This is a genomic window from Aestuariirhabdus sp. LZHN29, from assembly GCF_049985285.1.
GTDB lineage: Bacteria > Pseudomonadota > Gammaproteobacteria > Pseudomonadales > Aestuariirhabdaceae > Aestuariirhabdus.
On sequence record NZ_JBNIEU010000004.1, the window covers coordinates 146,229 to 171,772 of the forward strand.

The 25,544-nt window shown below is 55.4% G+C and carries 20 protein-coding genes; 1 reads left to right on the top strand and 19 read right to left on the bottom strand.

Going from position 1 to position 25,544, the window contains the following annotated elements; translation table 11 throughout:
* Window positions 1–28: 28 nt before the first annotated feature.
* The 3 genes from ACP3PW_RS14785 to ACP3PW_RS14795 all read right to left on the bottom strand — a co-directional run bounded on the left by ACP3PW_RS14785 (window position 29) and on the right by ACP3PW_RS14795 (window position 4,175).
* Window positions 29–1,219 (bottom strand): acyl-CoA dehydrogenase family protein, encoded by a 1,191-nt coding sequence (locus ACP3PW_RS14785; RefSeq protein WP_426417503.1) that lies wholly within the window; start codon window positions 1,217–1,219, stop codon window positions 29–31.
* Between the two features lie 29 nt (window positions 1,220–1,248).
* Window positions 1,249–2,040, bottom strand: coding sequence for an enoyl-CoA hydratase-related protein (locus tag ACP3PW_RS14790; RefSeq protein ID WP_426417504.1), 792 nt, complete (start codon window positions 2,038–2,040; stop codon window positions 1,249–1,251).
* 83 nt (window positions 2,041–2,123) lie between these two features.
* Window positions 2,124–4,175, bottom strand: a complete 2,052-nt coding sequence (locus tag ACP3PW_RS14795; protein ID WP_426417505.1) for an acetate--CoA ligase family protein — start codon at window positions 4,173–4,175, stop codon at window positions 2,124–2,126.
* A gap of 193 nt (window positions 4,176–4,368) precedes the next feature.
* Between ACP3PW_RS14795 and ACP3PW_RS14800 the strand changes: the two genes are divergently transcribed.
* Complete coding sequence (locus tag ACP3PW_RS14800; protein ID WP_426417506.1) at window positions 4,369–5,313, top strand: GlxA family transcriptional regulator; 945 nt, start codon at window positions 4,369–4,371, stop codon at window positions 5,311–5,313.
* A 154-nt stretch (window positions 5,314–5,467) separates the two neighbouring features.
* On the opposite strand, the gene ACP3PW_RS14805 is transcribed toward ACP3PW_RS14800, so the two are convergent.
* The 16 genes from ACP3PW_RS14805 to ACP3PW_RS14880 form a co-directional block, all read right to left on the bottom strand.
* On the bottom strand, window positions 5,468–6,109 hold the full coding sequence (locus tag ACP3PW_RS14805; RefSeq protein ID WP_426417507.1) for an SDR family oxidoreductase: 642 nt from the start codon (window positions 6,107–6,109) through the stop codon (window positions 5,468–5,470).
* A gap of 269 nt (window positions 6,110–6,378) precedes the next feature.
* Window positions 6,379–7,353: an NAD(P)H-dependent flavin oxidoreductase gene (locus ACP3PW_RS14810; protein ID WP_426417508.1), complete on the bottom strand. Its 975-nt coding sequence runs from the start codon at window positions 7,351–7,353 to the stop codon at window positions 6,379–6,381.
* Between the two features lie 600 nt (window positions 7,354–7,953).
* Entirely contained in the window at window positions 7,954–9,993 is a 2,040-nt protein-coding gene (locus tag ACP3PW_RS14815; protein ID WP_426417509.1) for a transglutaminase TgpA family protein, read from the bottom strand.
* Entirely contained in the window at window positions 9,960–10,913 is a 954-nt protein-coding gene (locus tag ACP3PW_RS14820) for a DUF58 domain-containing protein (protein ID WP_426417510.1), read from the bottom strand. Before ACP3PW_RS14820 ends, ACP3PW_RS14815 begins: the two co-directional genes overlap by 34 nt.
* A 9-nt stretch (window positions 10,914–10,922) precedes the next feature.
* A complete protein-coding gene (locus ACP3PW_RS14825; RefSeq protein ID WP_426417511.1) occupies window positions 10,923–11,843 on the bottom strand; it encodes an AAA family ATPase in 921 nt (306 codons plus the stop codon).
* 183 nt (window positions 11,844–12,026) lie between these two features.
* Window positions 12,027–13,235, bottom strand: coding sequence for an O-succinylhomoserine sulfhydrylase (locus ACP3PW_RS14830; RefSeq protein WP_426417512.1), 1,209 nt, complete (start codon window positions 13,233–13,235; stop codon window positions 12,027–12,029).
* Between the two features lie 19 nt (window positions 13,236–13,254).
* Window positions 13,255–14,769, bottom strand: coding sequence for an amidophosphoribosyltransferase (gene purF / locus ACP3PW_RS14835; RefSeq protein WP_426417513.1), 1,515 nt, complete (start codon window positions 14,767–14,769; stop codon window positions 13,255–13,257).
* Window positions 14,770–14,817: 48 nt separating this feature from the next.
* The gene (locus ACP3PW_RS14840) at window positions 14,818–15,318 is read right to left on the bottom strand and encodes a CvpA family protein (protein WP_426417514.1); all 501 of its coding nucleotides are present in this window, start codon (window positions 15,316–15,318) and stop codon (window positions 14,818–14,820) included.
* Between the two features lie 101 nt (window positions 15,319–15,419).
* On the bottom strand, window positions 15,420–15,944 hold the full coding sequence (locus ACP3PW_RS14845; RefSeq protein ID WP_426417515.1) for an SPOR domain-containing protein: 525 nt from the start codon (window positions 15,942–15,944) through the stop codon (window positions 15,420–15,422).
* 24 nt (window positions 15,945–15,968) lie between these two features.
* Complete coding sequence (gene folC / locus ACP3PW_RS14850; RefSeq protein WP_426417516.1) at window positions 15,969–17,264, bottom strand: bifunctional tetrahydrofolate synthase/dihydrofolate synthase; 1,296 nt, start codon at window positions 17,262–17,264, stop codon at window positions 15,969–15,971.
* Window positions 17,254–18,189 carry an acetyl-CoA carboxylase, carboxyltransferase subunit beta gene (gene accD, locus ACP3PW_RS14855; protein ID WP_426417517.1) on the bottom strand — a complete coding sequence of 312 codons (936 nt, stop codon included), beginning with the start codon at window positions 18,187–18,189 and terminating at the stop codon, window positions 17,254–17,256. The genes folC and accD overlap by 11 nt, the downstream gene beginning before the upstream one ends.
* Before the next feature lie 20 nt (window positions 18,190–18,209).
* Window positions 18,210–19,022 (bottom strand): tryptophan synthase subunit alpha, encoded by an 813-nt coding sequence (trpA, locus tag ACP3PW_RS14860; protein WP_426417518.1) that lies wholly within the window; start codon window positions 19,020–19,022, stop codon window positions 18,210–18,212.
* 18 nt (window positions 19,023–19,040) lie between these two features.
* The gene (gene trpB / locus ACP3PW_RS14865) at window positions 19,041–20,255 is read right to left on the bottom strand and encodes a tryptophan synthase subunit beta (protein ID WP_426417677.1); all 1,215 of its coding nucleotides are present in this window, start codon (window positions 20,253–20,255) and stop codon (window positions 19,041–19,043) included.
* A 7-nt stretch (window positions 20,256–20,262) separates the two neighbouring features.
* Window positions 20,263–20,880 (bottom strand): phosphoribosylanthranilate isomerase, encoded by a 618-nt coding sequence (locus ACP3PW_RS14870; RefSeq protein WP_426417519.1) that lies wholly within the window; start codon window positions 20,878–20,880, stop codon window positions 20,263–20,265.
* A 56-nt stretch (window positions 20,881–20,936) separates the two neighbouring features.
* Window positions 20,937–21,785 (bottom strand): tRNA pseudouridine(38-40) synthase TruA, encoded by an 849-nt coding sequence (gene truA / locus ACP3PW_RS14875; RefSeq protein ID WP_426417520.1) that lies wholly within the window; start codon window positions 21,783–21,785, stop codon window positions 20,937–20,939.
* A gap of 2 nt (window positions 21,786–21,787) precedes the next feature.
* Complete coding sequence (locus tag ACP3PW_RS14880; RefSeq protein ID WP_426417521.1) at window positions 21,788–25,111, bottom strand: FimV/HubP family polar landmark protein; 3,324 nt, start codon at window positions 25,109–25,111, stop codon at window positions 21,788–21,790.
* Window positions 25,112–25,544: the final 433 nt, after the last annotated feature.

The window sequence follows — 25,544 nt, forward strand, 5'->3', positions numbered from 1 at the left end:
GACCTCCTGGTAAGCGTTGAAAAGGTTGTTAGGGTTGGGCGATCGCTGCAGACGTTCGGGCGCCCGGCTGCTGTCGCAAAATGGATTTGCCGATAATGTGGCGCTGGATCTCGGAGGTTCCCTCCCAGATCCGCTCGATGCGGGCGTTGCGCCAGATCCGCTCGACCGGAGTTTCATCCATCAACCCCATGCCGCCATAGATCTGCACCGCGTTGTCGGCCACCATAGCCAGCGTTTCGCTGGCAAACAGCTTGGCCATCGCTGCATCGGCGTCGCTCATGCAGCCCTGATCCATCCGCCAGGCGGTTTCCAGCGCCAGCAGATCGGCGCAACGCAAGCGCGTTGCCATATCCGCGAGCAGGAAGGAGACTCCTTGGTTGTCACCGATGGGGCGGCCGAACTGTTGCCGCTCCGATGCCCAAGCCGCAGCCAGATCGAACGCCCGTTGCGCCTGGCCAACACAGCTGGCCGCCACCATCACACGGCCGGCGATAAGCCACTCGTTGGCTACTTGCCAGCCCTCTCCGACCTGCCCCAATACCCGATCTGCAGGCACCGGGCAGTCGTCGAAGAAGAGTTCGTACTGGTGATAACCACGGTTGCTGACGCAGCGTGGACCGCGGCGAATCGTCAGCCCCGGTGTATCGCTATCGACCAGAAACGCGGTCACCTGGTTACGCGGCCTGACTGCCGATTCATCCACGCCGGTCACCGCAAAGACGATGGCGAAATCCGCCTCACCGGCATGACTGATAAAGTGTTTGGCGCCGTTGATCAGGTACACGTCACCGTCACGCTCGGCTCGGGTACGGATGCTCGCTGCATCGCTGCCAGCACCCGGTTCTGTCAGGGCGAAACAGTCCAACTTGTCACCCCGTACACAGGGCAGCAGATAGCGTTCAGCTTGCTCGCCGCTGCATGCCATCAGAATCTTGCTGGGACGGGCGACAGAGACCTGCAGCGCCCAGGAAACCTTGCCTAGCTCCCGCTCGATCAGCGCCTGTGACAGGGCATCGAGACCGGCACCACCGACCGACTCGGGCATGTTGAAGGCATAGAGACCGACCTCGATGGCGCGCTGCCGGATCTGGGCCGCCAGTTCGGTCGGCACGTCACCGCTGCGCTCCACTACATCTTCGTACGGTAGCAATTCGCGCTCAACAAACTGGCGTGCGGTTCTGATCAGCAGTTGATGCTCTGTGGTCAGTTGGAAATCCATGCTCTGCTCCGTATTAGGGGCCGAAAGGGCTACTGACCGATCCAGTCTGGATCGCGCTTCTCGACGAACGCCTTAGCACCTTCCTGCGCGTCGCTGCTCTCCAGCATCTGCATGAATTTCGGCCAAGTCCTGGCGCGCAGCGCAGCGTAGCTTTCGGTGAAGCTGAGTTTCTCGGTCATCAGTACGGCTTCTTTGATCGCCGCCAGCGATAGTGGCGCGGCCTTGAGCAGATCTGCCGCCAGAGCACGGGCGCGCTCCATCAATTGTTCGGCGGGTACCACTTCGTTAATCAGACCATGACGTTCCAACTCTGCAGCACTCTGACGACGCCCAGCCATCAGAATCTCCATCGCCTTGGTGCGTGGCAGCAGCTTGGGCAACATGAAGGTAGCGACATCTGGCGCGACACCGATGCGTACTTCGGGCAGATAGAACTCGGCATGCTCAGCTGCGAGGACAAAATCGGCACGCAGCAACATCTCAAAGCCGGCCCCCACCGCCAGCCCGTTAACCGCGCAGATAACCGGCTTGTAGAGACTGGTCATCTCAGGGAAGCCGGCGAAGCCTCCCTCGCCAAAGTCCTCCAGATACTCTTCGCCTTCAGCGACCGCATTGAGATCCCATCCCGCGCAAAAAAACTTCGATCCGGCGCCGGTTAGGATGGCGACGCGCAGGGTGGGGTCGTCGCGGAAGTCGGCAAACAGCTGGCTCATCACGCGGCTTAAGGGGGCATCCAGCGTGTTAGCTTTAGGGCGATCCAGGACGATCTCCAGGATCTGGCCGTTACGGGTAACCTTCAGAAAATCACTTGTGTTGGTCATTGTTCACTCCGGGTATGGAGGCAGGTTTGTGTGAAACCTGCCAAGTATCAAGTTAGTGTCTGGTGTTAGGAGAACGGCAAAAGCTAGTTGGAGATCGGCACCATACGGATCAGCGCATCAGCCGCCACCACCCCCTCACCCTCAGGCAGCAACATCAGCGGATTTACATCCAGTTCGGCGATCCGTTCGCTGTGCTCGCGTACAAAATTGGCAATACCGAGGATAGCGCTGGCCGCAGCTTCTAAATCAGCTACAGGACGCCCCCGGAAGCCCTTAAAGAGGGGCGCACACTTCAGACTGTTAAGCGCCTCAAACACCTCCTCCTTACCGACCGGCAACAGGAGTGAGCGACTGTCTTTGAGCAACTCAACCAAGATGCCGCCGGCGCCCACCACGAGATAGGGGCCAAACTGTTCATCCCGCGCCACACCGACAATTAGCTCCGCTACGGTTCCAGCAACCATCTTCTCGATCAGGAACCGATCGGCGATAGACGTCAGTGCGGCAACCGCTTCGGACACTTCTGCGGCGCTACGCAGATTGAGCCTCACACCACCGATCTCGGTCTTATGAGCCACCCCTACCACCTTGGCAACCACAGGAAAACCAAGCCTTGTCGCCGCGTCTGCGGCCTCTTGGGCACTCGACACCAGCTCAGAAGCAGGAATAGTGACGCCGTAGCCACTCAACAGCTGTTTGGACTTAGCTTCATCCAAAACTTCCAAGACCGCAGCATCCGGTTCAGCAGAGGGTGTGAGCAGCGGTAACTCATGTCGCGACCAAGCACGGCCCACATCCAAAGCGGCCTGAATACCAGCCAGACCAGACTCGATGCCGGTCAACGGCACCACCCCCTGTTCTATCAAGCGTCGTGCTACCGGTTCTGCCATGTTGTCAGCCAGCGTTGACATCACCGCGCCTTTACCACCGGTTCTCTGCACGGCCTCAACAAAGGCACGTTCGGCCACTTCCCAAGAGGTGGTGTCACAAAGATCTGCGCGAGGGTAGTCGAGCAGACTGATCGTGATATCGAAACCGTCCTGCATGAAGGCGGTATTGGTGTCTGCCATGCGCGCCTGATCATTCCAGTCAAACATCTGATAATCGAGAGGATTGGCGACCACAATTCGCTCATGAACCGTCGGAGCCACCTGCGTCACACCGTCATCACTCAACGCAGGCATGACCAGAGCTGTCTCGTCCATGGCATCACCGATCAGCGACAAGTCACCTCCGGACGTGCTCATAACGCCAACACGATTACCTTGGAGCGGCCCACAGACATGCAGCACTTTGAGCGCTTCAACCAACGCCTCCATCGAGTAAACGCGCGCAACCCCGGTACGCTTGAACAACGCATTCATCAGCTCATCCGATCCGGTCAGCGAAGCGGTGTGCGACATAGCCATCTTCTGCGCCGCCTCGGAGCGTCCTGATTTGATCGCCACCACAGGCTTGCCCACCTGACGCGCAAAGGCCACTGCGTCCTCGAATGCTTTGGGGTCGGATATACCCTCGACATAAAGACCGATCGCCGATACCCGCTCCAGCTCTGCAAAGGTGCGGATGGCATCGTGCAGGTCAAACTTCAGTTTGTTACCCAGCGACAGGACGTAGGAGATAGGCAAGCCACGCAGTTGCATGGTCAGGTTGAAAGCAATATTGGAAGACATGGTGATCAGCGCCACCCCGCGCTCGACACGGGAGCCACCTTGCTGGTCGGGCCAAAGCATGGCGCCGTCGACATAGTTCAACATGCCATAGCAGTTCGGCCCCAGCAGCGGCATGCTTCCGGACGCATCGCGCAACTGTCGCTCCAACTCTGCGCCATCCTCACCCGCTTCTGTAAAACCGGTGGCAAAACAGACCGCGCCACCGGCTCCACACTTAGCCAGGTCACGCACGATATCGATTGTTAGGTTGCGATTAACCGCGATATAAGCCGCGTCAGGGCTGGCGGGAAGATCAGCCACGGAGGAAAAAACTTTACGGCCGAGAATCTCGGCTTTTTTCGGATGAACCGGCCAGATTTCCCCCTGGTAACCTATACGGTCACACTGACGAATCACCTCTTCGGCCTCTCGCCCCCCAAATACTGCAATTGACCGAGGCTGCAGGACGCGCGCAAATGACATCCGGTACTCTCCTGAATAACGTTGTTGTTATTGTTATTTGCCTTGCCTCCAGAACTAGAAGGCCTGCCCGCGATTGTTCGCTTTGTGGAGCAAGAGCAACTGTTCTCCATCGTGCCGCACCCCATTAGCTCTGGTTTCATAATTCCCGACACATTTGTTACAATTTTCGTCACAATTAATGAGGCGTCAGGTGATGAAGCACTACGCGTTTTTGCTCCTGCCGGAATACAGTAATCTCTGCCTCGCCAACTCCGTTGAAGCGCTGAAAGCCGCCAATGGATTCCAAGCGGAAGAGGCCTATCGGGTGACTTTGGTCTCCATAAACGGTATCGCGGTGAACAGCTACAGCGGATTCCCGGCGCCGATCAGCGCTAGTCTGGAAAGCTTGCTGCGAGAAGACTGCCCCGATCTTCTCTTTGTCCTCGCCAGCTACAACTACCGGACTCACACTACCGACGAGGTCATCAATGGCTTACGCCGTGCGAAGAGAACGGTTGCGCGGATCGGCGGGCTGGATGCGGGTAGTTACACCATGGCCAGGGCGGGGCTGCTGGAAGGCCATAGAGCGACTATCCACTGGACCGAGGCCGAAACGTTTCTGGAAGGTTTCCCCAACGTAACCGTCTGCCATGATCGCTATGTGATTGATGGCAGCCGTATCACTTCTGGTGGATCCGCCAGCGCACTGGACCTGATGTTGAACTTGATCCGTCAGGATTATGGTGAGGCTTTAGCACTTTCCGTATCCGATCTGCTGATCTTCGATACCGAGCGCCCAGGCAGTGTTAGGCAGAAGGAACATAGTGCAGGCCGCCTTGAAGAACGCGCACCGCGAATAGCTCGTGCGATCAAAATTATGGAGAAACATATCGAGTCGCCGCTTTCCGTTGATGCAATTGCGAATCTGACCGGCATATCGCAACGTCAGCTTGAGCGGGACTTTAAGGAGGTTATGCAGACCACCGTCGCCAAGCACTACTCTCGATTGCGAATAGCCGCGGCGCGCCGGCTGATCAAAGAAACCAAACTGAGCATTACCGAGGTGGCGATTCGTAGCGGACACGGTTCATTAGCTTCTTTGATCCGCGTATATAAGCAACATTTTGGTTGCACTCCGTCCGAGGATCGAAAAAGCTAGATTAAACAGGCATTTTCTGTGCCCCCACCATGCACTGGAAGCTTGAGACTAAAGAAAGTCACAGCCGCTCATGCGGTAATGGATAAAAACAAAAAAGGCGGGATCGCAAGATACCCGCCAAAGGACACACGGTGGTGCACTGGTTCTGTTTAGGTCAAGCAGCCATGTACTGACCACCATTGACGGATAGCGTTGCCCCGGTAATAAACCCAGCTTGCTCAGATGCTAGGAATGACACGGTATTTGCAATGTCATCGGGGGAGCCGATACGTCCGACCGGAATTTTTGCTACTTCACTTTCTAGAATCTCTTTAGACATAGACGCTGTCATTTCGGTCAGTATGAACCCGGGACAAACGGCGTTGGCAGTCACCCCCTTGCCAGCCAGCTCTTGGGCGATTGGGCGGGTAAAACCGAGCACCCCGGCTTTGGCGGCTACGTAGTTTGCCTGCCCGAATTGTCCGCGCTGGCCATTCATCGAGCTGATATTGATAATACGTCCGAAGCCACGCTCTCTCATGCCCGGTGCAAATGCCCGGCACATGTTGAACACGCCCGTCAGATTGACATCAATAACCGCTTGCCACTGACTTGCCGGGTCCATCTTGTGCATAAAACCATCGCGAGTGATCCCTGCGTTATTCACCAGCACATCGGCCATCCCGAAGCGTGCTTCAACCTCTGCCCGCATCCGCTCGACATCATTAAAGTCCGAGACATTTACCTGAACACCGGGGATGCCGGTCTCCGTTTCAAAGCGGTCTAGGGACTCGGGGTTTATATCGGCTACAACCACTCGATAGCCACTAGCCAGCAACACCTTTGCACAGCAAGCACCAATTCCCTGAGCCCCCCCCAGTTACCAACGCCAGCTTTGATTCTTGGTTATACATATCTCACTCCAACTACTTGATACTTTTTCTTATTGAAAGCACACGATGAAAGCCACAGGCGACAGAGCATGCAGAGCAACTATGAGCTTGCCGATAGAAACCTGGGCTCCAGATCGACGATAAATAAAGGTTTCATTCCAGCGCACTGGTGATTTAGAGAAGACTCTGCCGCCTACACGATCAGGCTGGCAAGACGCTCATTAATCAGATGCTCAGCATCCCCAACCATTCGAGAGATCAACTCGGCTGCAGTTGGAATGTCGTAAATTAGGCCTGCCGAGACGCCCGCCCACCAAATTCCGTGTTCCATATCCCCGGTTTCCAGCACCACTGCACCTCGCTTACCTGCCACCAAAGGTGCGACATCGGCAAACTCTGATTCGCTGCGGCTTTCGATCTCAGCCACCTCCACAGCAACGGTATTTTTAAACACACGAGCAGTGTTCCTGAATTTACGAAAGATCAATTGCGTATCCAGCTCTGTGGCAGCAATGAGTTTCTGCTTCAGGTTGTCATGGACAGGAGCTTCTTGAGTCCCCAAGAAACGGGTTCCCATGCTCACGGCCGAAGCCCCCATAGCAAGAGCGGCCACCAAACCTCGCGCATCACTGAAGCCACCACAGGCAATCACGGGTATATCCAACTCATCAACGGCGCGGGGTAGCAGCACCAGAGACGGGATATCATCTTCACCGGGGTGTCCTGCGGCTTCAAAACCATCGATGATTACAGCAGCGCAACCCACCTCTTGTGCCTTCTTAGCATGTTTGACTGAAGTGCACTTGTGGATGACCTTGACGCCCGCCTCGTTGAACAGCGGCATAAAGGGAGCGGGACTACGACCAGCGGTTTCTACAATCTTGACGCCACCATCGATAATCGCCTTCACATACTCCTCGTAAGGCGGAGGCGTCAGGCTTGGGAGAATAGTCAAATTCACGCCGAACGGTTTATCGGTCATGGACCGAGTGCGATCGATCTCTTTGCGCAGATCATCTGGTGTAGGCTGAGTCAACGCGCTAAGAAAGCCCAACCCTCCAGCATTGGCTACCGCCGCGACCAGCTCAGCTTTGGAAACTCGCTGCATCCCCCCTTGTATGATGGGATGTTCAATTTCTAACAACTCCGTCAACCGTGTCTTGATCATGGGTATCAACCTTAATTTTTGTTATCGCCCTGCAGATGCGATTGCTGCTATGGCTTTGAAAGATGCATTTGGATTTCTTGCCACCCCTCTTGGTTTACTGTCAGGGCAGCTGGAACTCATGGTGACGCGTCAGGACTGAATGGGTCTAATAAATAGCGACAAAATTGTTACATTAATCGTCACATTTAAGGTTGGCAATGCTCGCAACTGGATGGTTTTGCTCACTGAATTCAATCATAGACATGCAATGCAACGGCTGGAGGTTTGCTCAAAACAGAGCCAGATCGCCACTCATCGGTTTACAAATGAGTAGTTTGGGATGACTGCAAAGTGCCCATTTTGGTCGAGAGCAGCATGCCCTGAAATGTCCGCTTTTGACTAGAAGCCACATTGCGGCTAAACCAGCCCTTAAGGTCCGAAATGGGCCAGACCTTGCCGTTTTCCAGCCGCAGTTGGTCAACGCAGGGTGCCATGGGAATCCAACCAAACCCTGCTTCCGGCACTACGTCTCAATGGTATGAAATCCAACCAGTAGCCTGTGATCAGGTTGAAGAGCCCAAGGAGTTCTTTCCAACCCTAGAATGCAATTAGCCAATTTATTTAAAGACTCCGTATAATCCGCCGCATCTCTTTCGCGTTACGCTGCATAACTACAGGCTCGGCGGTGATATAGCGAGCCTCGACATACAGCGACGTCACTCGCTGGACCGCCCGAGCCAGCACAGGCCTTTGCAGCTGAACCCGGCGCATAAAATCCAGCGGGCCCTCCCCGACGGATCTCGCCAGCCCCTGTCGCTCCATCCGCCGACAAAATCGTTGATACGCTGCCGTAACGGGATCGGGTGCCGGCTGCCGCTGCACCCACCAGCCCCAGCCACCCAGCACCCCCAGGGTAATCGCCGCCGCTGCCAGCAGCGCAATAGCAACCCGCCCTATATCGGCGCTCCCCAGCCACTCCTGCCAGAACCCCTGCTGACGAGTCTGGTCAAAATCCAAAACATTAAGGTGCCAGTAGTACTCCAGCATATCCAACTGCAACCGCAGCCGATTAAGCAGGGGAATGTTCTGGTAACGCAGCGCTGAGAATGGCTCGTCCTCCAAAAAACTCCCTTCACTTGCCATCGCTTGCTGCAAGCTCTCCTCAATACGATCCGGAGCCACCGCCGCCGTCGGGTCAGCGCGCACCCAGCCAGCCCCCGGAAGCCAGACCTCTGCCCAGGCATGAGCATCGAACTGGCGCACCTGCACTACGCCAACCTCTGCGTTTACCTCTCCCCCCTGGTACCCTGCGACGACCCGGGCTGGAATACCCGCCGCCCGTGCCAGAAACACCAGAGCGCCGGCGTAGTGGGCACAGAATCCCCGGCGACTTTCAAACAGGAACTGATCAATACTATCCCCCTGTAATCTGGGCGGTCGCAATGTGTAGAAATACTGCTGCTGGTTAAAACGTTGCATAATCCGCCGAACAAACTGCGCCCCGTCTCCCTCTACCTCCCGATAGAGGGCGCGTGCAAATTCACGGGCTCGTAAATCACCGGATTCTGGTAGCTGCAGGTAGAGCTCACGCATCCAGTTTGGCAGCTCAAGATCGAGGCGGTAATCAAGGGCAGAACGCAGTTGATAACTGTAGCGCTGCTTCACGGCCTCCGGTGCCATCAAGCGGGAGTCCCTGGTGAGGATGGCGCCCCTTACGGGCGCCGACACCATGTCGAGGGAAAACAGCCAGGCCCGCCCTGTAGGCTCCTGCATAATACGATAGGCAACCTCAGTGCCCAACGCTTCGCGCTCCGACAACACCGCAGCACGGGGTGGCGCATTAAGCTGGTGACGCCTGCTGTCGTTGGCGGCGGGCAGCTGGGACCAACGGTGACCGTCAAAATGGGATAGGTTCAAGCCCCGCCAGTATAGGCGGCGTTTGGGCGGCACCTCCCCCTCAAAGGTTGCGCGAAACACCAGCTCATCGGATTGCGTCAGCTCGGCAATATCCCCTGGCGCCATACTGTCACTCAGGCCGGTGCGTGCTTGCGAGCCAGGCGGCTCGACAGACCAGAGCGGGGGTACTCTGGGCACCAGCACAAACAACACCAGCGCCAAAGGGATAGCCTGCAACAACATTGATCCGGCCTTACGCACAGCCGCCAGCGGGCGCTCCTGCAAGCCCCCCTGGTTCAGGCCAACAGCCGCTGCGACGATCAGCAACAGGTTGATAAAGGCCAGCGATGTACTGACCAGTGTCTGATCATAAAGCAGTGAAATGACCACCACAAAACAGCTGAGAAAAATAACCAGGTACGCGTCCCGAAGGGACTTCATCTCCAGCAATTTGAGCACAAAAGCGACAACTAGCAGACACCCCCCTGCGTCCAGCCCTACCAACGTATGATAACGCCACTGTATCGCTGCAACCGCTGACAGCAGCATGACAGACTTGACCCACAACGGAGGGTACCCCGAGCGCCCAGTGAAAATCATCAAGCGCCAGGATACACAAACTACAACCAGCGCCAGGACCCAAAGAGGAAGGCGCCCCAAATGGGGCACGACTACCAGCACTTGGCAGGCAAGCAACCAGAAAAGCGCGGTGCGAGGGATCTGGTGAGGGTTCAGGGCTGGCATAGCGCTAGAGCTTGTAAACATTGTTCCAGATGAGGACGCCCATGAGAGGGAGCTAACTCCACCCCGGGTAAACGCAGACCATAGTCCTCCTGCTCCCGCTCGGCTTGCAAACACCAAAAACACAGATGAGACAGCCGTGACTCCACCGGCCCCGTTGTCACCGCCCAATCGAGCCATAGACGTCGTTCGCGGGCACTGACAAACTCCTTGGTGAACAGCTGCTGATGACGCGAACTCTGCTTCCAGGCCAAGTGATTAAGGGGGTCGCCTTGGCGATACTCTCGAACCGAAGCGAAATCATCGGCTCCAGCCAACTCCTCCATCATCTCCCCCTCCCCACTGCTACTCGCGCCCGCCGGCAGAGGGGCAGCCAACGGGCGAGGATAAACAAGAGCAACAAGATCGAGGTCTACCCAACTCCAGGCAACCAGCAACCCCAGGGGGTAGCGCGTCTGAATGCGCAGTCTTCCGGGGTGGAAATAGCCTCGCCTCGGGGCTGGCAGGTAAAGTGAAAGGGCACGCGGCTCATTGGAAAACAGGGAGACCGATTGCTGTACCCCCTGGGGCCAACCCAACTCGATGGCATACCGCTGGGGGTTACCGGATACCGACAACTCCAGCGCAAAGGGGAGGTCGTCCCCTAAATGCCCATTGCCACTGCGCAACCCCACCAAAGTGAGCCCCGCAAGATTATTGTAGGTATGGTGTATTGCGATGATAAACAGGCTGGTCAACAGGAATGCGACCGCAAAGCTCATACTGTTCTGGTAGTTAACACCCGCTAGAAACACCGCAGTAATCAACACCAAAAACAGATAGCCCGCACGGGTCGGCACAATAAATATCCGCCGGTGATTTAGCGTGACCCGCGACTGGGGAGGAATCCGGCGATTGATCCAGCGGTTAAAGGACCGCCGCAACCTGTCTCCTAAGGCGCTCATAACGATCTCCTATCGCACGACGTCGACCTCGGCCAACAACCTCTGGCCCAGTGCTTGCCCGGAGTAGCCTCGATGGTCAGATTGCTCGCGCAAACGATGCTCGACCACCGAGGGCAACACCGCCTGCAGGTCTTCGGGCACCAGATGAGTACGCCCATCCATACACGCCCAGGTTCGCGCACATTGCAGCAGTGCCTGGGAGGCCCGAGGCGAAAGCCCCCAGGCGAACTGATCACTGGAACGGGTATGGGCAACCAGACGCTGCAGATAGTCGATCAGGGCGCTGCTGGGCCGCACAGCGTTAACTTGCCGCTGAAGATCCGCCAGTACCTCCTGATCCAGACAGGCCTCTACCTGATCTATCCGTCCCCTGCCGCTCTCCCCCATCAGAATAAGGCGCTCCGCGTCTGTGTCCGGGTAACCCAGTTGCAAGCGCATTAAAAAGCGGTCTAATTGGGATTCTGGCAACGGAAAAGTACCCGCCTGGGACTGGGGGTTCTGGGTGGCAATAACGAAAAACGGCGCGGGCAGGTGCCGGGTTTCCCCCTCTATGGAGACCTGACGCTCCTCCATCGCCTCAAGCAATGCACTTTGGCTCTTGGGTGTAGCCCGGTTGATCTCATCGGCCAGTACCACCTGGGAAAAGATCGGACCAGGATGGAAATCGAACAGGTTGCGGTCGCGATCATAGACCGACACCCCCAGAATATCGGCGGGCAACAGGTCGCTGGTAAACTGGATCCGGCTATAACTTAACCCCATGACGCGAGCCAACCCCTGCGCCAGAGTGGTTTTTCCCATCCCCGGAAGATCTTCAATCAGCAAATGGCCTCGACTGATCAGACAACATAGAGCCAGTCTTAACTGGTGGGGCTTGCCCACCATGACCTTTTCCAACTCCACAAGGCAGCGTTTGATCACGGTTTCCATCGAATCACTCTTATCCTTTTGTTCACACAGTCAAACCACTTCCACAGCATACCAGAGCCTGGGCACAGGCCCAGTGCTTCGCAGTTCTCGAGCCGCCACAGGGTGTTCACCTGATTAATAAACGGAGGTCACAGCGGGCGACTCCCTTCGCCGATGGGATATAACGCTAGAAAAAGAGGCCGCCTAAACCGCCTCAAGACCCCGTTCCAGGTCTGCAATCAGGTCTGCGACCGATTCCAAACCCGCCGCCACGCGAATCAGGTTATCCTGGATACCCGCTCGGTCCCGCTCCTCCTGACTGAGTCGACCATGGGTAGTGGTTGCGGGATGGGTAATCGTTGTTTTGGTATCACCCAGATTAGCGGTAATCGAGATCATGCGAGTGGCATCGATAAAACGCCAGGCTTCCTCTTTACCACCACTAACCTCAAAGGAGACGACCCCACCGAAGCCACGTTGCTGCTCACTGGCAAGCTGGTGCTGTGGGTGCCCGGGCAACCCGCTGTAGTAGACACGGTCTACCTTAGGCTGGGTCTGCAACCACAGCGCCAGCTGGTGGGCTGCGTCACAATGGGCTTGCATACGCAGGCGCAGCGTTTCCAACCCTTTAAGAATGATCCACGCATTAAAGGGACTCAGGGTGGGACCGGCTGCGCGCAAATAGCCGACCATCTCTTTCATATGCTCAGAGTTGCCAACGACCAGTCCACCCATACAGCGACCCTGTCCGTCCAGATATTTGGTAGCTGAATAGACAACGATGTCAGCACCCAACTCCATCGGGCGTTGCAACGCTGGTGTGCAGAAAGTGTTGTCCACGACCAACATGGCTGCGTTTGCTTTGGCCAATGCAGAGAGCTGCTGAAGGTCCGCCACTTCACTCAGGGGATTAGAGGGTGTTTCGACGAATAGCATCGCGGTATCTTCATTCACCGCCTGCTGCCACCCGGCCATGTCCGTCAGGTCAACGAAGGTTGTTTCAACTCCAAAGCGCTTCAAATAACGAGAAAAAATGGTGGTCGTTGTTCCGAACACACTGCGCGATACCACGACCCGGTCACCGGACTCCAGAAACGCCATGCACACGCCCAGAATAGCCGCCATACCGGTGGCCATCGCGACCGCCTGTTCTGCCCCTTCCAGCGCTGCCATGCGCTCTTCAAGGGTTCGCACTGTGGGGTTGGTATAGCGCGAATACACATTGCCCGGCTCTTCACCCGAAAAACGTGCTGCGGCATCAGCGGCACTTCGAAACACATAGCTCGAGGTGGTAAAAATTGGCTCACCGTGCTCTGTCTCCATGGTCCGATACTGACCCGCACGCACCGCCAAAGTATCTACGTGCGCGCCACTAAGGTCAGAGTCCAACCGGTCGTGCTTCTCATCCAGCATATCGCTTCTCTTGTATGTCTCACTCATCATTGTGCAAATCGATAATGGCGTTACCGCTTAGCTGGCTCTCGCCTTTTGCACCGTCGTTTCGGGCCGCTTCAACTCGCATTAAATAGCTGGCATCAATATCACCGGTCACGTACTTGTTGTCGAACACCGAGCACTCGAATCCATCAAAGTGCGTATCCACCCCTTCCCGTACCGAATCGATCAAATCAGGCAGATCCTGGAATACCATCCAATCAGCACCGATCACCTCACAGATCTCATCGCAACTGCGTCCATTGGCGATCAGTTCATTCGCGGCGGGCATATCGATGCCGTATACATTGGGGTATCGCACCTCGGGGGCTGCCGAACAGAAATAGACTTTATTTGCACCGGCATCTCGGGCCATTTCGATAATCTGGCCACAGGTCGTTCCACGGACAATAGAGTCATCTACCAACAGTACGTTCTTGCCCCTGAATTCAAGATCGATCGCATTCAGCTTCTGCTTGACCGATCTCTTTCGCTCGCTCTGACCGGGCATAATAAAGGTGCGGCCAATGTAGCGGTTCTTGATAAAGCCTTCTCGGAATTTAACCCCCAGGCGGTTAGCCAACTGCAACGCAGAGGTACGACTGGTGTCCGGGATCGGTATTACTACGTCGATGTCGTGCTCAGGGCGCTCACGGAGAATTTTTTCCGCCAACTTCTCGCCCATTTTCAAGCGCGACTTATAGACTGAGCTACCATCCATGCGCGAGTCCGGGCGGGCAAAATAGACGTACTCAAAAATGCAGGGGGTCAACTTCGGGTTTTCGGCGCACTGGTGAGTATGTAGTTCGCCGTCGGTGTCGATGTAGACCGCCTCTCCAGGTGCTATATCCCGAATAAGGGTGTACCCCTGAGAATCAAGCGCCACGCTTTCTGAGGCGATCATATACTCGGTACCCAACTCTGACTCTCGTTGTCCGAACACCATGGGGCGAATACCGTTGGGATCCCTAAAACCCACAATACCATGACCCAAAATCAACGAGATTACCCCATAGCCACCGCGGCAGCGCTGGTACACGCGCTCTACCGCGCGGAAAATATCTTCGGCGGAGGGCTTTAATTTTTGCTGTTTGGAAAGCTCATGAGCGAACACATTGAGCAACACCTCCGAGTCGGAGTTGGTGTTGATATGGCGAAGGTCACTCTTAAACAACTGCTCTTTAATCTCCTCTACGTTAGTCAGGTTACCATTGTGTGCCAAGGTAATACCGTAGGGGGAATTAACGTAAAATGGCTGCGCCTCAGCGGAGCTGGAGGAGCCTGCGGTAGGATACCGAACATGGCCGATCCCCATATTACCCACCAAACGTTGCATATGCCGGGTGTGGAATACGTCCCGTACGAGGCCATTATCTTTACGTAGAAAGAAGCGACTGCCCTCCCCGGTTACAATTCCTGCGGCATCCTGCCCCCGGTGCTGAAGAACCGTCAGAGCGTCATAGAGCTCCTGATTGACCCGGGATTTTGCTGCAATACCTACAATGCCACACACAATCGTCTACCTCGATTTCTCTGCTGAGGACCAGCTCAACATCACTAGCTAGCTGGAGGAGCTTATAAAGGGACCCACTACCTGCATTACCGAGCGTTTCGACCACTCGGCCAGGATCTGGAAATGGGGAATCAATTTGGACTGCTGCCACCACTTATCGTGCTGAACGGGCGAAAACCCGACCAGCCCAACCAGTACAATAACAATCAAAACGCCACGACAGGCGCCAAAAGCCATTCCCAACGCACGGTCCGTGCCTGAGAGCCCGGTCATTTTAACCAGTTCGGCGATAAGGTGGTTTATCATGGCCCCCACCATCAGGGTGGCGATGAACAGCAATACACAGGCGGCAATGATTCGGACCGAAGGGATTTCGATATAGTGGGTGAACAGCAGAGATAGGCTGCCCCCAAAGGTCCACGCAATAATGACGGCGGCTATCCATGTTGCCAAAGAGAGCGCTTCACGGAAAAAACCCCGACTAATGCTGATGAGTGCCGAGATGGCGATGATCGCCAATATGGCCAAGTCTACCCAGGTGAATGACACAATCGGTTCCGCTTTCTCGCTACGCCTTTCAGAGCCGCGAATTGTAGCAGAGCACTCCCTGCTTGCCCATAGAGCACCCCAACCAGACCCGCGCAGATTAGCTAGGGATGATAGCGCACCACGACACCCTCTAACTTCACCTGCCCCTTCAATTTCTTCTGCAGTGGCATCAGGTCTGCCCGATCCACCATCGGCCCGACATAGACACCATCAACCTCTTGCCCGCCTTCGCGCACCCAGTGTCGACTGTAGGACTTGTAACCCAACCCCCTAAGTTTGGCCACCAACGCATTAGCATTGTCGCGGTTGGCAAAAACCCCCATCTGCAACGCCCAGGTGCGGGGCACTCCACTACTCTGGAGTTGCGGCTTGGGTGCGACCTTTACCTCAGGTTCAGGTTCCGGCATCTGGTAACGGTTGGCAGCCGTCGCTTCAATGTCGACCTGCTCAGCATGGGCCTGCTCCGAAGCAATGAACGCTGGCACATCAGGCATTGGGGGAGGCTCAGGGATCCGCTTCGCTGACCCGCGTTGCGCTGCAGGCTCATACAACCAGCTTAAAAAAATAACACCCAGCGCCAGCAATACGCCGGCTCCCACCAGACGCTGCCGAATATTTTGCTCCATGAAAAAAGTCCGCTCTCTCACACCCTAAGCCGGGTCGGCATGTAATGGTTCGACCATATTCAATGCATCAGCGACAGTTAAAAACGATCCCGCTACCAATATCCGGTCACCTGGGGAGGACGCTTCGATAGCCGCTGCCAATGCGTTACCGACGTTACTATACAAGGAGAACCTCTCACAAGCGATCCCCTCAAGCGCTGCTTTTAGCCGTTCTGAGGGGCAGGCCCTTGGCGACGAGAGTTCGGACAAAAACCAATCCGAGCACTGGGGTGCAAGCGCTGCAACAACACCCTCTACATCCTTATCATCAAGCATCGCAATCACGCAACGGGTCGTACCTTGCGCAGGACTCTCTCGCAACCGTTCGCAGAGCACTTCCGCTGCCTGGGGGTTGTGAGCAACATCCAGCACAATATGTATGGGTGCGCCTGCAGGATTATGCAGCTTAAACTGCTGATAACGACCCGCCAAGCGCGCCTTGCGGATACCTGCACAAATCGCATCATCGCTAATATTCAAAGGGGAGCTCAATAGTGCGCAGATCGCTGTTGCCGCGTTGTCATAGGGAAGATCCGGCATAGGTAAGCCACTTATTGTGCGCGGCACGCCGTGTCGGTCAGCCCCCTCATAGCGCCACGTCTCACCGTCCAGCCGCTGAACAAAGGCCTCGTCTCGTGCTAACCAGCACGCACTGATTCGTTGCGCCTCGCCGCTAACCCCGGCATTGGCTTGGCGCCCACCGTAGACCGCCGGTCGAAATGGGCGGAAGATGCCCGCTTTCTCGCGACCAATCCCCTCCAGCTCCGAGCCTAACCACTGTTCGTGATCCACGGCTATCGAGGTCACCACGGCGACATCCGCGTCAATAATATTAACCGCATCAAGACGCCCCCCAAGGCCGACCTCAAGGATCCAGGCATCGAGATCAGAGTGAGTGAACAGATCCAGTGCAGCAAGGGTGGCAAATTCAAAATAACTGAGCGAGATTGCACCGCGAGCCTGCTCGATACGCTCGAAGCTGGCAACGATTTGATCATCGCTCGCCTGCACACCATCAAGCAGAATACGCTCGTTGTATCTCAACAGATGCGGGGAGGAGTAGACACCAACCCGATAACCGGCAGTGCCCAACATACTGGAAAGGAGTGCACAGGTGCTGCCTTTCCCATTAGTACCTGCAACGGTAAACACGGTTGCAGTTGGATTGAGCACTCCCAGCACCTTGGCGACAGAGGCGACGCGCTCCAACCCAAGATCGATCTCTATGGGATGAAGCTGCTCCAGATAGCCTAACCAGGATTCAAGTGAATCAGGCTTCATCAACCTCAACACCGACAGTCTCAGGCTCTGTCGTATCGACGTTTTGGATGACGTCCTGCGCCGGTGCGCCTAAACCTTGCATCTTGGAAAGAAGACCCGACAGGGTATTACGCATTACCGCACGACTTACAATCATATCGATTGCTCCGTGCTCCAGCAGAAACTCACTACGCTGAAAGCCTTCAGGTAATTTCTCGCGAACGGTTTGCTCTATCACTCGAGGCCCGGCAAATCCAATCAGAGCGTTTGGTTCAGCGATATTAACATCGCCCAGCATTGCGAGGCTGGCAGAAACGCCACCATAAACAGGATCGGTAAGGACCGAAATATAGGGCAAACCAAGCTGCTTCATCTTCTCCAGTGCGGCGGCGGTTTTTGCCATCTGCATCAGCGAAAAGAGTGCTTCCTGCATGCGCGCGCCACCACTGGTAGAGAAGCAGACCAGGGGAAGTCCGTGCTCAAGACACTCATCGACCGCACGCACAAAACGCGCCCCGACGACAGACCCCATGGATCCACCCATAAAAGCAAATTCAAACGCCACCACCACGACGGGTACGCCATTGACAGTACCGCGATTCACAACCAGCGCATCTGTTTCACCGGTCGCTTTCTGGGCAGAGACAAGGCGATCCTTGTACTTTTTGCTGTCCTTAAAGCGCAACCGATCTTCTGGCTCAAACTCTGCGCCAAGCTCCACACGGCCATCAGCATCGAGAAAATAATCGATACGGGTGCGCGCGGTGATACGCATGTGGTGTTCACACTTTGGGCAAACATCCAGGTTCTTCTCAAGCTCCGGCCGATAGAGCACCGAATTACACTTGACGCATTTCTTCCACAACCCTTCAGGCACATTGCTGCGCTTGTCTGCCTCGCGGCCACTAAGGGATGATTTCAGTTTATCAACAAGCCAGTTGCTCATTTGTCGTTCCAGTCAGTTCGCTAGTGGTTCAGCTTATCCATAGCAGATCTCATCTCCCTAAGGATAGATGATACACCTGCGATGGCGTTCTCCGGGTGTTGCTGATTCTTGGCTACCTGATCCACCAGTACGCTTCCGACGACCACTCCATCGGAACACTGACTGATACTCGCGGCACTTTCACCATCGCGAATACCAAAGCCCACTCCCAACGGAAGGTCGGTTATGGAACGCATAACACCTATACGTTCCGCAACAGCCTTGGTATCTAACGTCGCCGACCCGGTTACCCCCTTAAGGGATACGTAGTAAATGTAACCGCTGGCCTTGCTGCAGATACTTCTAATACGTTCAACCGTGGTTGTCGGCGCCACCAGAAAAATGGTGTCAACCTGGTTTGCCTCAAGATACCCGCCAAGGCTATCAGCCTCTTCAGGTGGCAGGTCAACAGTCAGTACGCCGTCGACACCCGCTTGGGCGGCACGTTCGGCAAACTGCTGATGCCCCATAATCTCGATCGGATTGAGGTAGCCCATCAAAACAACAGGCGTCTGATTATCCTGTTTGCGGAACTCCGACACCATTGATAAAACGTCAGCTAATGTAACACCGTGTGATAGTGCCCTTTCACAAGCTAACTGGATAACCGGCCCGTCGGCCATAGGGTCCGAGAACGGAATACCCAATTCAAGTATATCCGCACCCGCCTCGACCATTGCGTGCATCAACGGAACCGTTAGGGAGGGAGTGCCATCCCCTGCGGTAATGAAAGGTATAAGTGCCTTGCGACCCGCCTCATCAAGGCGCTGAAAACAGCCTTTAATTCTACTCATCTTATTTAACTTACCCCGTTAATCCAGCACCTGAATACCATCGATTGAAGCAACGGTATGGATATCCTTGTCACCACGCCCCGACAGATTGACAATAATAACCTGATCCTTAGCCATCGTCGGCGCCAGCTTTTCTGCGTAAGCTAAAGCATGACTGCTTTCCAGTGCAGGCATAATGCCTTCCAACTGAGTCAAGCTACGAAACGCAGCCAGGGCTTCATCATCGGTTACTGCTACATACTCTGCCCGACCCGCATCTTTCAACAGCGAGTGCTCGGGACCAACGCCAGGATAATCCAAACCGGCAGAGACCGAATGAGTCTCAGTAATCTGACCCCCACCATCAGCCATCAGATAGGTACGATTACCGTGCAACACTCCAGGTTTTCCAGCGCACAGCGGCGCCGCGTGTTTACCAGTGTCAATACCAAGACCAGCCGCCTCGACACCGTACATCTTGACCCCGGGATCACCAATAAAGGGATGGAACAGGCCAATCGCGTTGGAGCCCCCCCCAACGCAGGCGACCAGTGCATCGGGTAAACAACCCTCCTGCTTCAAGCACTGCTCCCGCGCCTCACGACCAATTACCGACTGAAAGTCGCGTACAAGTTTGGGGTATGGGTGAGGGCCCGCAACGGTACCAATAATGTAAAAGGTATCATCCACATGGGTAACCCAGTGCCGCATCGCTTCGTTCATTGCGTCCTTCAAGGTGCGCGAGCCCGATTCAACGGCCACCACCGTGGCACCCAATAGCTTCATGCGATAAACATTAAGCGCCTGGCGGCGAATGTCTTCGGCCCCCATAAAGACCGTACACTCCATGCCCAGGCGCGCAGCGACGGTTGCAGTAGCCACGCCATGCTGCCCTGCTCCGGTTTCGGCGATGACTCGCTTCTTCCCCATGTGCTTGGCCAACAGCGCCTGACCAATGGTATTGTTTACCTTATGAGCTCCGGTGTGATTAAGGTCTTCACGCTTGAGAAGGATTCGAGCCCCGCCGATTTTCTGCGACCATCGCTCGGCATAATATAGTGGGGAGGGTCGCCCTACATAAAACGCCAGGTCACGATCGAATTCCGCTTGGAAATCAGCATCGCCAGCCAGCTTTTCGTAGGTGGTGGCCAACTCGTCCAGAGCCGCCATCAGGGTTTCCGAAACAAAACGCCCTCCATAGGGGCCAAAATGACCTCCTGCGTCGGGCATACTCAATAACTCTTCGCTACTCATCTTAATCTCAGACACTGGCTACCTCGCTCATAAACGCCAGAATTTTTCGGTGATCCTTAATACCGGGAGCGGCCTCAACACCTCCACTTACATCCACGGCATAGGGTCGTACAGCGGCAATCGCTTGCCCGACATTACCAGCATCAAGTCCGCCGGCTAGAATAACAGATTGATTGCTGGCAGGGACCAGCTCCCAATTGAAGGTTTCCCCGGTGCCGCCAGGAAGCCCCTTTTTGTAGGTGTCCAATAACAGCCCCTGCGCGCACGGATAAAGCGTCATTTGGGCAGCAATTTGCGCTCCATCCCTGACCCGAAGCGCCTTAATGTAGGGACGTGAAAAGCTGCTGCAGTATTCAGCACTTTCTTTGCCATGGAACTGCAACAGATCCAGTCGAGCCAGGGAGATGGCCGCGTCTACCTCCGCTGCCGGCGCATCAACAAACAAGCCCACCGTAGAGACAAAGGGAGGTAGCTGCCGGATGATGGCTGTCGCGTCGACAGGAGTAATAAAACGGGGACTGGGAGGATAGAAAACAAATCCCAGTGCATCAACCCCCGCCTCGATCGCCGCCAGTGCGTCTTCAAGACGAGTAATACCACACACCTTGGCTCGCGTCCTCGCCATCACACCCCCTCAAATGCAGCGATAGTAACAGATCGATTTCCCATTGAGTATTCCATTTACCCCAGCAGGGCACTCAGGAACATAGGGCCCATTGGATCAGGACGGGGAAGCGCGAAATCCTGGGGATAACCAACATCAACGAAGTACAGACCATAGGGCGGCGCGGTCACCCCTCCCCGCGCTCGATCGCGATGCTCAAGCACCTCCTGAGCCCAGCTTACCGGCTCCTTACCGCAACCAATGGCCATCAACACACCGGCTATATTACGCACCATATGATGCAAGAACGCATTGGCCTGAACATCAATAACGATCAAGGATCCAAAGCGGTCTACCCGGAGCTGGCTTATGGTTCGGACGGGGCTTTTGGCCTGGCAACCGACCGCTCGATAGGAGGAGAAATCATGCTCCCCCACAAGCGCCTGCGCGGCTGCAGCCATCTTCTCTTCATCCAACGGACGGTAGTTCCACGTCACACCACGGGGAAGAATCGCGGGCCGGGTGGCCTGATTCAAAATGACGTAGCGGTAGCGCCTGTAGGTGGCGCTAAAACGCGCATGGAAACCTGGATCAGCCTCTACTACCCAGTTAAAAGCAATATCATCGGGAAGGTTGGCGTTTGCACCAAAAGTCCAGCCACGCGCCGTTCGTTCCGCAGGGGAGTCAAAATGGATTACCTGATGACTGGCATGAACACCGCTATCTGTACGTCCCGCACAGACCACAGCCACATCATGATTAGCCACGCGACTCAATGCGGACTCGACATGAAGCTGAACAGAAGCTATGCCTGATCGCTGAGATTGCCAGCCATGATAGGCGGCGCCATCATACTGGATACTGGCCGCAAAACGGCGCGAGGCAGAATCACAGGATTCTGCCTCGCAAACAACATCATTACTCATTATCAAATTTTATCTAACAGCTCCTGCGCTTCCTTTAGCTGGGCCTCATCACCCTCCTTAAGCACCTCCTCAAGGATGTCACGAGCCCCCTCAACGTCACCCATATCAACATAGGCGCGCGCGAGGTCGAGCTTGGTCGCAGTTTCATTCGTACCAGCAAGGAAATCAAACTCCTCTTCCATAGAGTCTTCATCTTCGCCATCAAATTCAGAGGCAAGGCTTTCGGTCGCCGCATCCAGGGCAGCCATATCAGACCCGGCAGCCAAATCCTGGGCTAACTGGTCAAATTCGCCATCCTCTTCTACCTGGACGTCTGCAGCCGGCTCACTGGCAGCCTCAGCAGTCAAATCTTCAATTTCAAACTCTTCGCCCAGATTCAGCTCAGCATCATCAATTTCGACCGCTGCAGACCCGATCTCCTCATCAACAGGGACTTCGACGGGCTCTTCCACCTCATCAAGATCAAGGTCAAACTCCGATAGCTCATCGCTATCGGCCTCAGACGCTTGCTCGTCAGACAGATCTTGCAGGGAATCGAGTTCATCTGTTTCCAGGGAAACATCACTCAAGTCAAATTCAATATCATCCAGCTCGTCTGTCTTCGCTTCAAAGTCGGGCTCATCCAGAATAGCAGCCTCTACCGCTGGCTCTTCGGCTTGCACATCTTCCTGCGACGCCTCTACATCATCGCCCCCGAGATCGAATTCAATATCAGGCAAACCCTCTTCAACAGGCTCCTCTAGCGTGTCGCCGCCGGATACATCCAACTCAACCTCTTCGCCTGAAGCCTCTTCATCTCCCAAGGAGAGATCAAATTCATCGTCGAGGTCAAGCTCCAGTTCATCGCCTGCACTCTCTTCCAGGTCGAGGCCAAAGCCTTCCAGCTCAGAATCACCCAGCTCTGTATCGAGCGACAAATCAAGGTCATCACCGGTAGCGGATTCAAGTGGCAGCTCGAGGTCATCAAGTTCAAATTCATCGCCTGCGTCCGCATCCAGGCTCAGATCATCATCAAGCTTGAACTCTGCCCCATCGACTTCGTCAAGGGCGTCCAGTTCGACATCAAGATCTGAACCCAGGGACTCCTCAACCGCCCCATGATCATCGCTATCAAGACTGTCGCCAAGATCGCCGCCATCCAGATCAAATTCCAGCGCATCGCTGGCGTCAGCGTCTCCGGCGAGGCTCATGAAGTCATCATCACCAGCATCATCGGCTTCCACGGAGGGGGTTACAGGCTCCGCTTCTGCGACACCATCAGCGTCATCGCCAAGCGGCAAGTCCAGCTCCAGATCGTCCAGTGAGAACTCGACCGCAGCGTCGGCAGTATCCATATCATCGAGCGTGAGCGCTTCATCAAGGTCATCGACATCCAACTCGCTCATATTCGAATCGGCACTCACGGCATCCAAAGCGCCTGCCGGAAACTTCGCCTTCAAGGATTCGGCTTCCTGCATGGCGATGGAGTCGCCCAGCGCACTCAGCTCATTTTCCTGCTTAACGAAGGAATCCGCATCCTTCATCTCGGCGTAGGCTTCGAGCAGTTTTACACGCAGATCGGCACGGCCGGGCTCCTGGGCAATAGCGTTGCTCAGCAGATCGACCGCCTGATTGAAACGTCCGTAGGCGATATAAATATCGGCTTCCCCGATCGCATCACCTGTTTGTGCCGTGGTTGTTTCCTGCAGATCATCATCGCCATCCAGCGACAACGCATCGTCAATCTCCTCCTCGGCGGCTTCATCGAGCGCGTCTTCCGCCTCAAATTCCGCAACGGATTCTTCAGCACCCAGAGTTTCCGGGGCTTCGGACTCGGGCTTTGACTCATCGCTTGCAGAACGACGACGGGCTAACAACAACAGCGCCAAAAGCAGCACCAGCGCACCACCGCCAGCCGCCAAATAGATTGGATTCTGCAAGATCTCGTCAACCAGTGATGGTTCTGCCATCTCTGGTGCAGGGGCAGGCTTCACCGGCTTCGGTTTCACCACTTCCGGCTTTGGCTCAGGCTTAACCACCGGCTCCGGCGTAGCAACCGATTCTGGCTGGGCCTCGTCCATAGCAGGCTGTTGAGTGGCATCGACTCCCGCATCTGGTACGGCAACTTCAGCTACGGGCGCCTCGGTCGCAGGCTTTTCTTCTTCGTAGTTGTAATCTATCTCAGCCGGAACTTCGCCCTTCGCCGCAAGCTGCGCTTGAAGGGCCGCAAGCTGTTCATCCTTGAGGGACAACAACCGCTGCAAGGTTTCTATCTGGCTTTCCAGCTCCGTCAACTGGCTACTGACTTCACCACTTTCACGAAGTACTTTCTCCAGCTTTTCCTGATTGATAGCCAATTCATTTTGCAAGGCATCGACATCAGCGGCGGCCATGCTTCCATTATCACTGCCGCTGGTAGTCGTGCCCGTCTCACTTGCGCTAGCAAGAGTCAGCTTGCCATCCTGAGTAGCGACCGCCCCCTCTGACTCGACCGCTTCGCGGCGCGCAGCATCAAGCTGTGGCGCACCCAGATCACGGGTATCGCGCCACTGCTGGTTCTGCACCGCTACTTCGGATACTGCCTGGCGCTGAGTTAACTGCTGGGTCTGCTCAAGAGTAGGCAAACGCAATACCTGCCCCCTCTTCAGCAAATTTATATTCTGCTTGATGAAAGCATCAGGATTCATCTGCTGAATCGCCATCATCGTCTGCTGCACGCTTACGCTTCGAGACGGGCGATTGGTCGCCGCAATTTCCCATAGCGTGTCATTGCTGTTAGTGGTGTAAGTGCCGCCACCCACGTCAGCCGATTCAACACGGGGTTGAGCGGGTGCAGGCATTACAGGTTTGGCTGTAGGCCTAGGCGCCACAGAGGCCGCAGGTCGGCTTGGCGCAACGGGCTCTACCTTTTCAGCCGCAGGGGGAGCCACTGGAGCAGGCACCTCTTCGGTGAACGTTGGCGGGTCGAGTAGCAATGTATACTCGCGCAGCAAACGGCCGTTAGGCCAATGAATCTCAACCAAAAAATTCAGGTAGGGTTCACGAACTGGCTTACGGGTACTGACCTGAAGGTAAGCCGTACCATTTTCGCGCAGGACGGTGGAGAACTTGAGGTCATTGAGAAAAAAATCACGCTCTACGCCAGCCAGCGTAAAGTCCTCTCGAGACGCCAGGTTCGGCAATATTTCATTCTGGTCCAGCCCTTTGAGCTCGATCAGTTCAATCTCTGCACTTAGAGGCTGGTTGAGCGCAGACCGTAAGGTAATATCCCCTAACCCCAACGCCTGTGCTGTCGTAGAGCTAAGAGCTCCCGCTGCTGCCATAGCCAATACTAGCTTCCGAACCATAATTCTTAGTCCTTCGTTTCTGTCTTCGCCCAATCTACTTACCCCTGAAAGCACGCTTTCCTTTCCCCAATGGCAAGCAGATAACCGGCTACAAACAGACCTGACCCCCGTCAGTGTCTGATTGCCAGTTAATAATACATACTAGCTGATTATCAAAAAAAGCTAGAAAGGTTATGCACAAGTATCAGTAAGTATCAATTATAAATGACTTTTTATCAATATCTTGAGGAAGGGTACGGAAATTGCGGCGGCGACTATCAACGTATTCTTCGACGCACTGCACAGTTTTGAAGTTACGACGCAGCTCGACCCATGCATATCAGGCCTAAGCCTTTGGAACTAATGGACAAGTTGCAGTACCCCATATACGACTCAGGATAAGAACGCTGCCACTCCAAATCCTGCGGCCTGCAAACGAGCCCAGGGTGTTTCC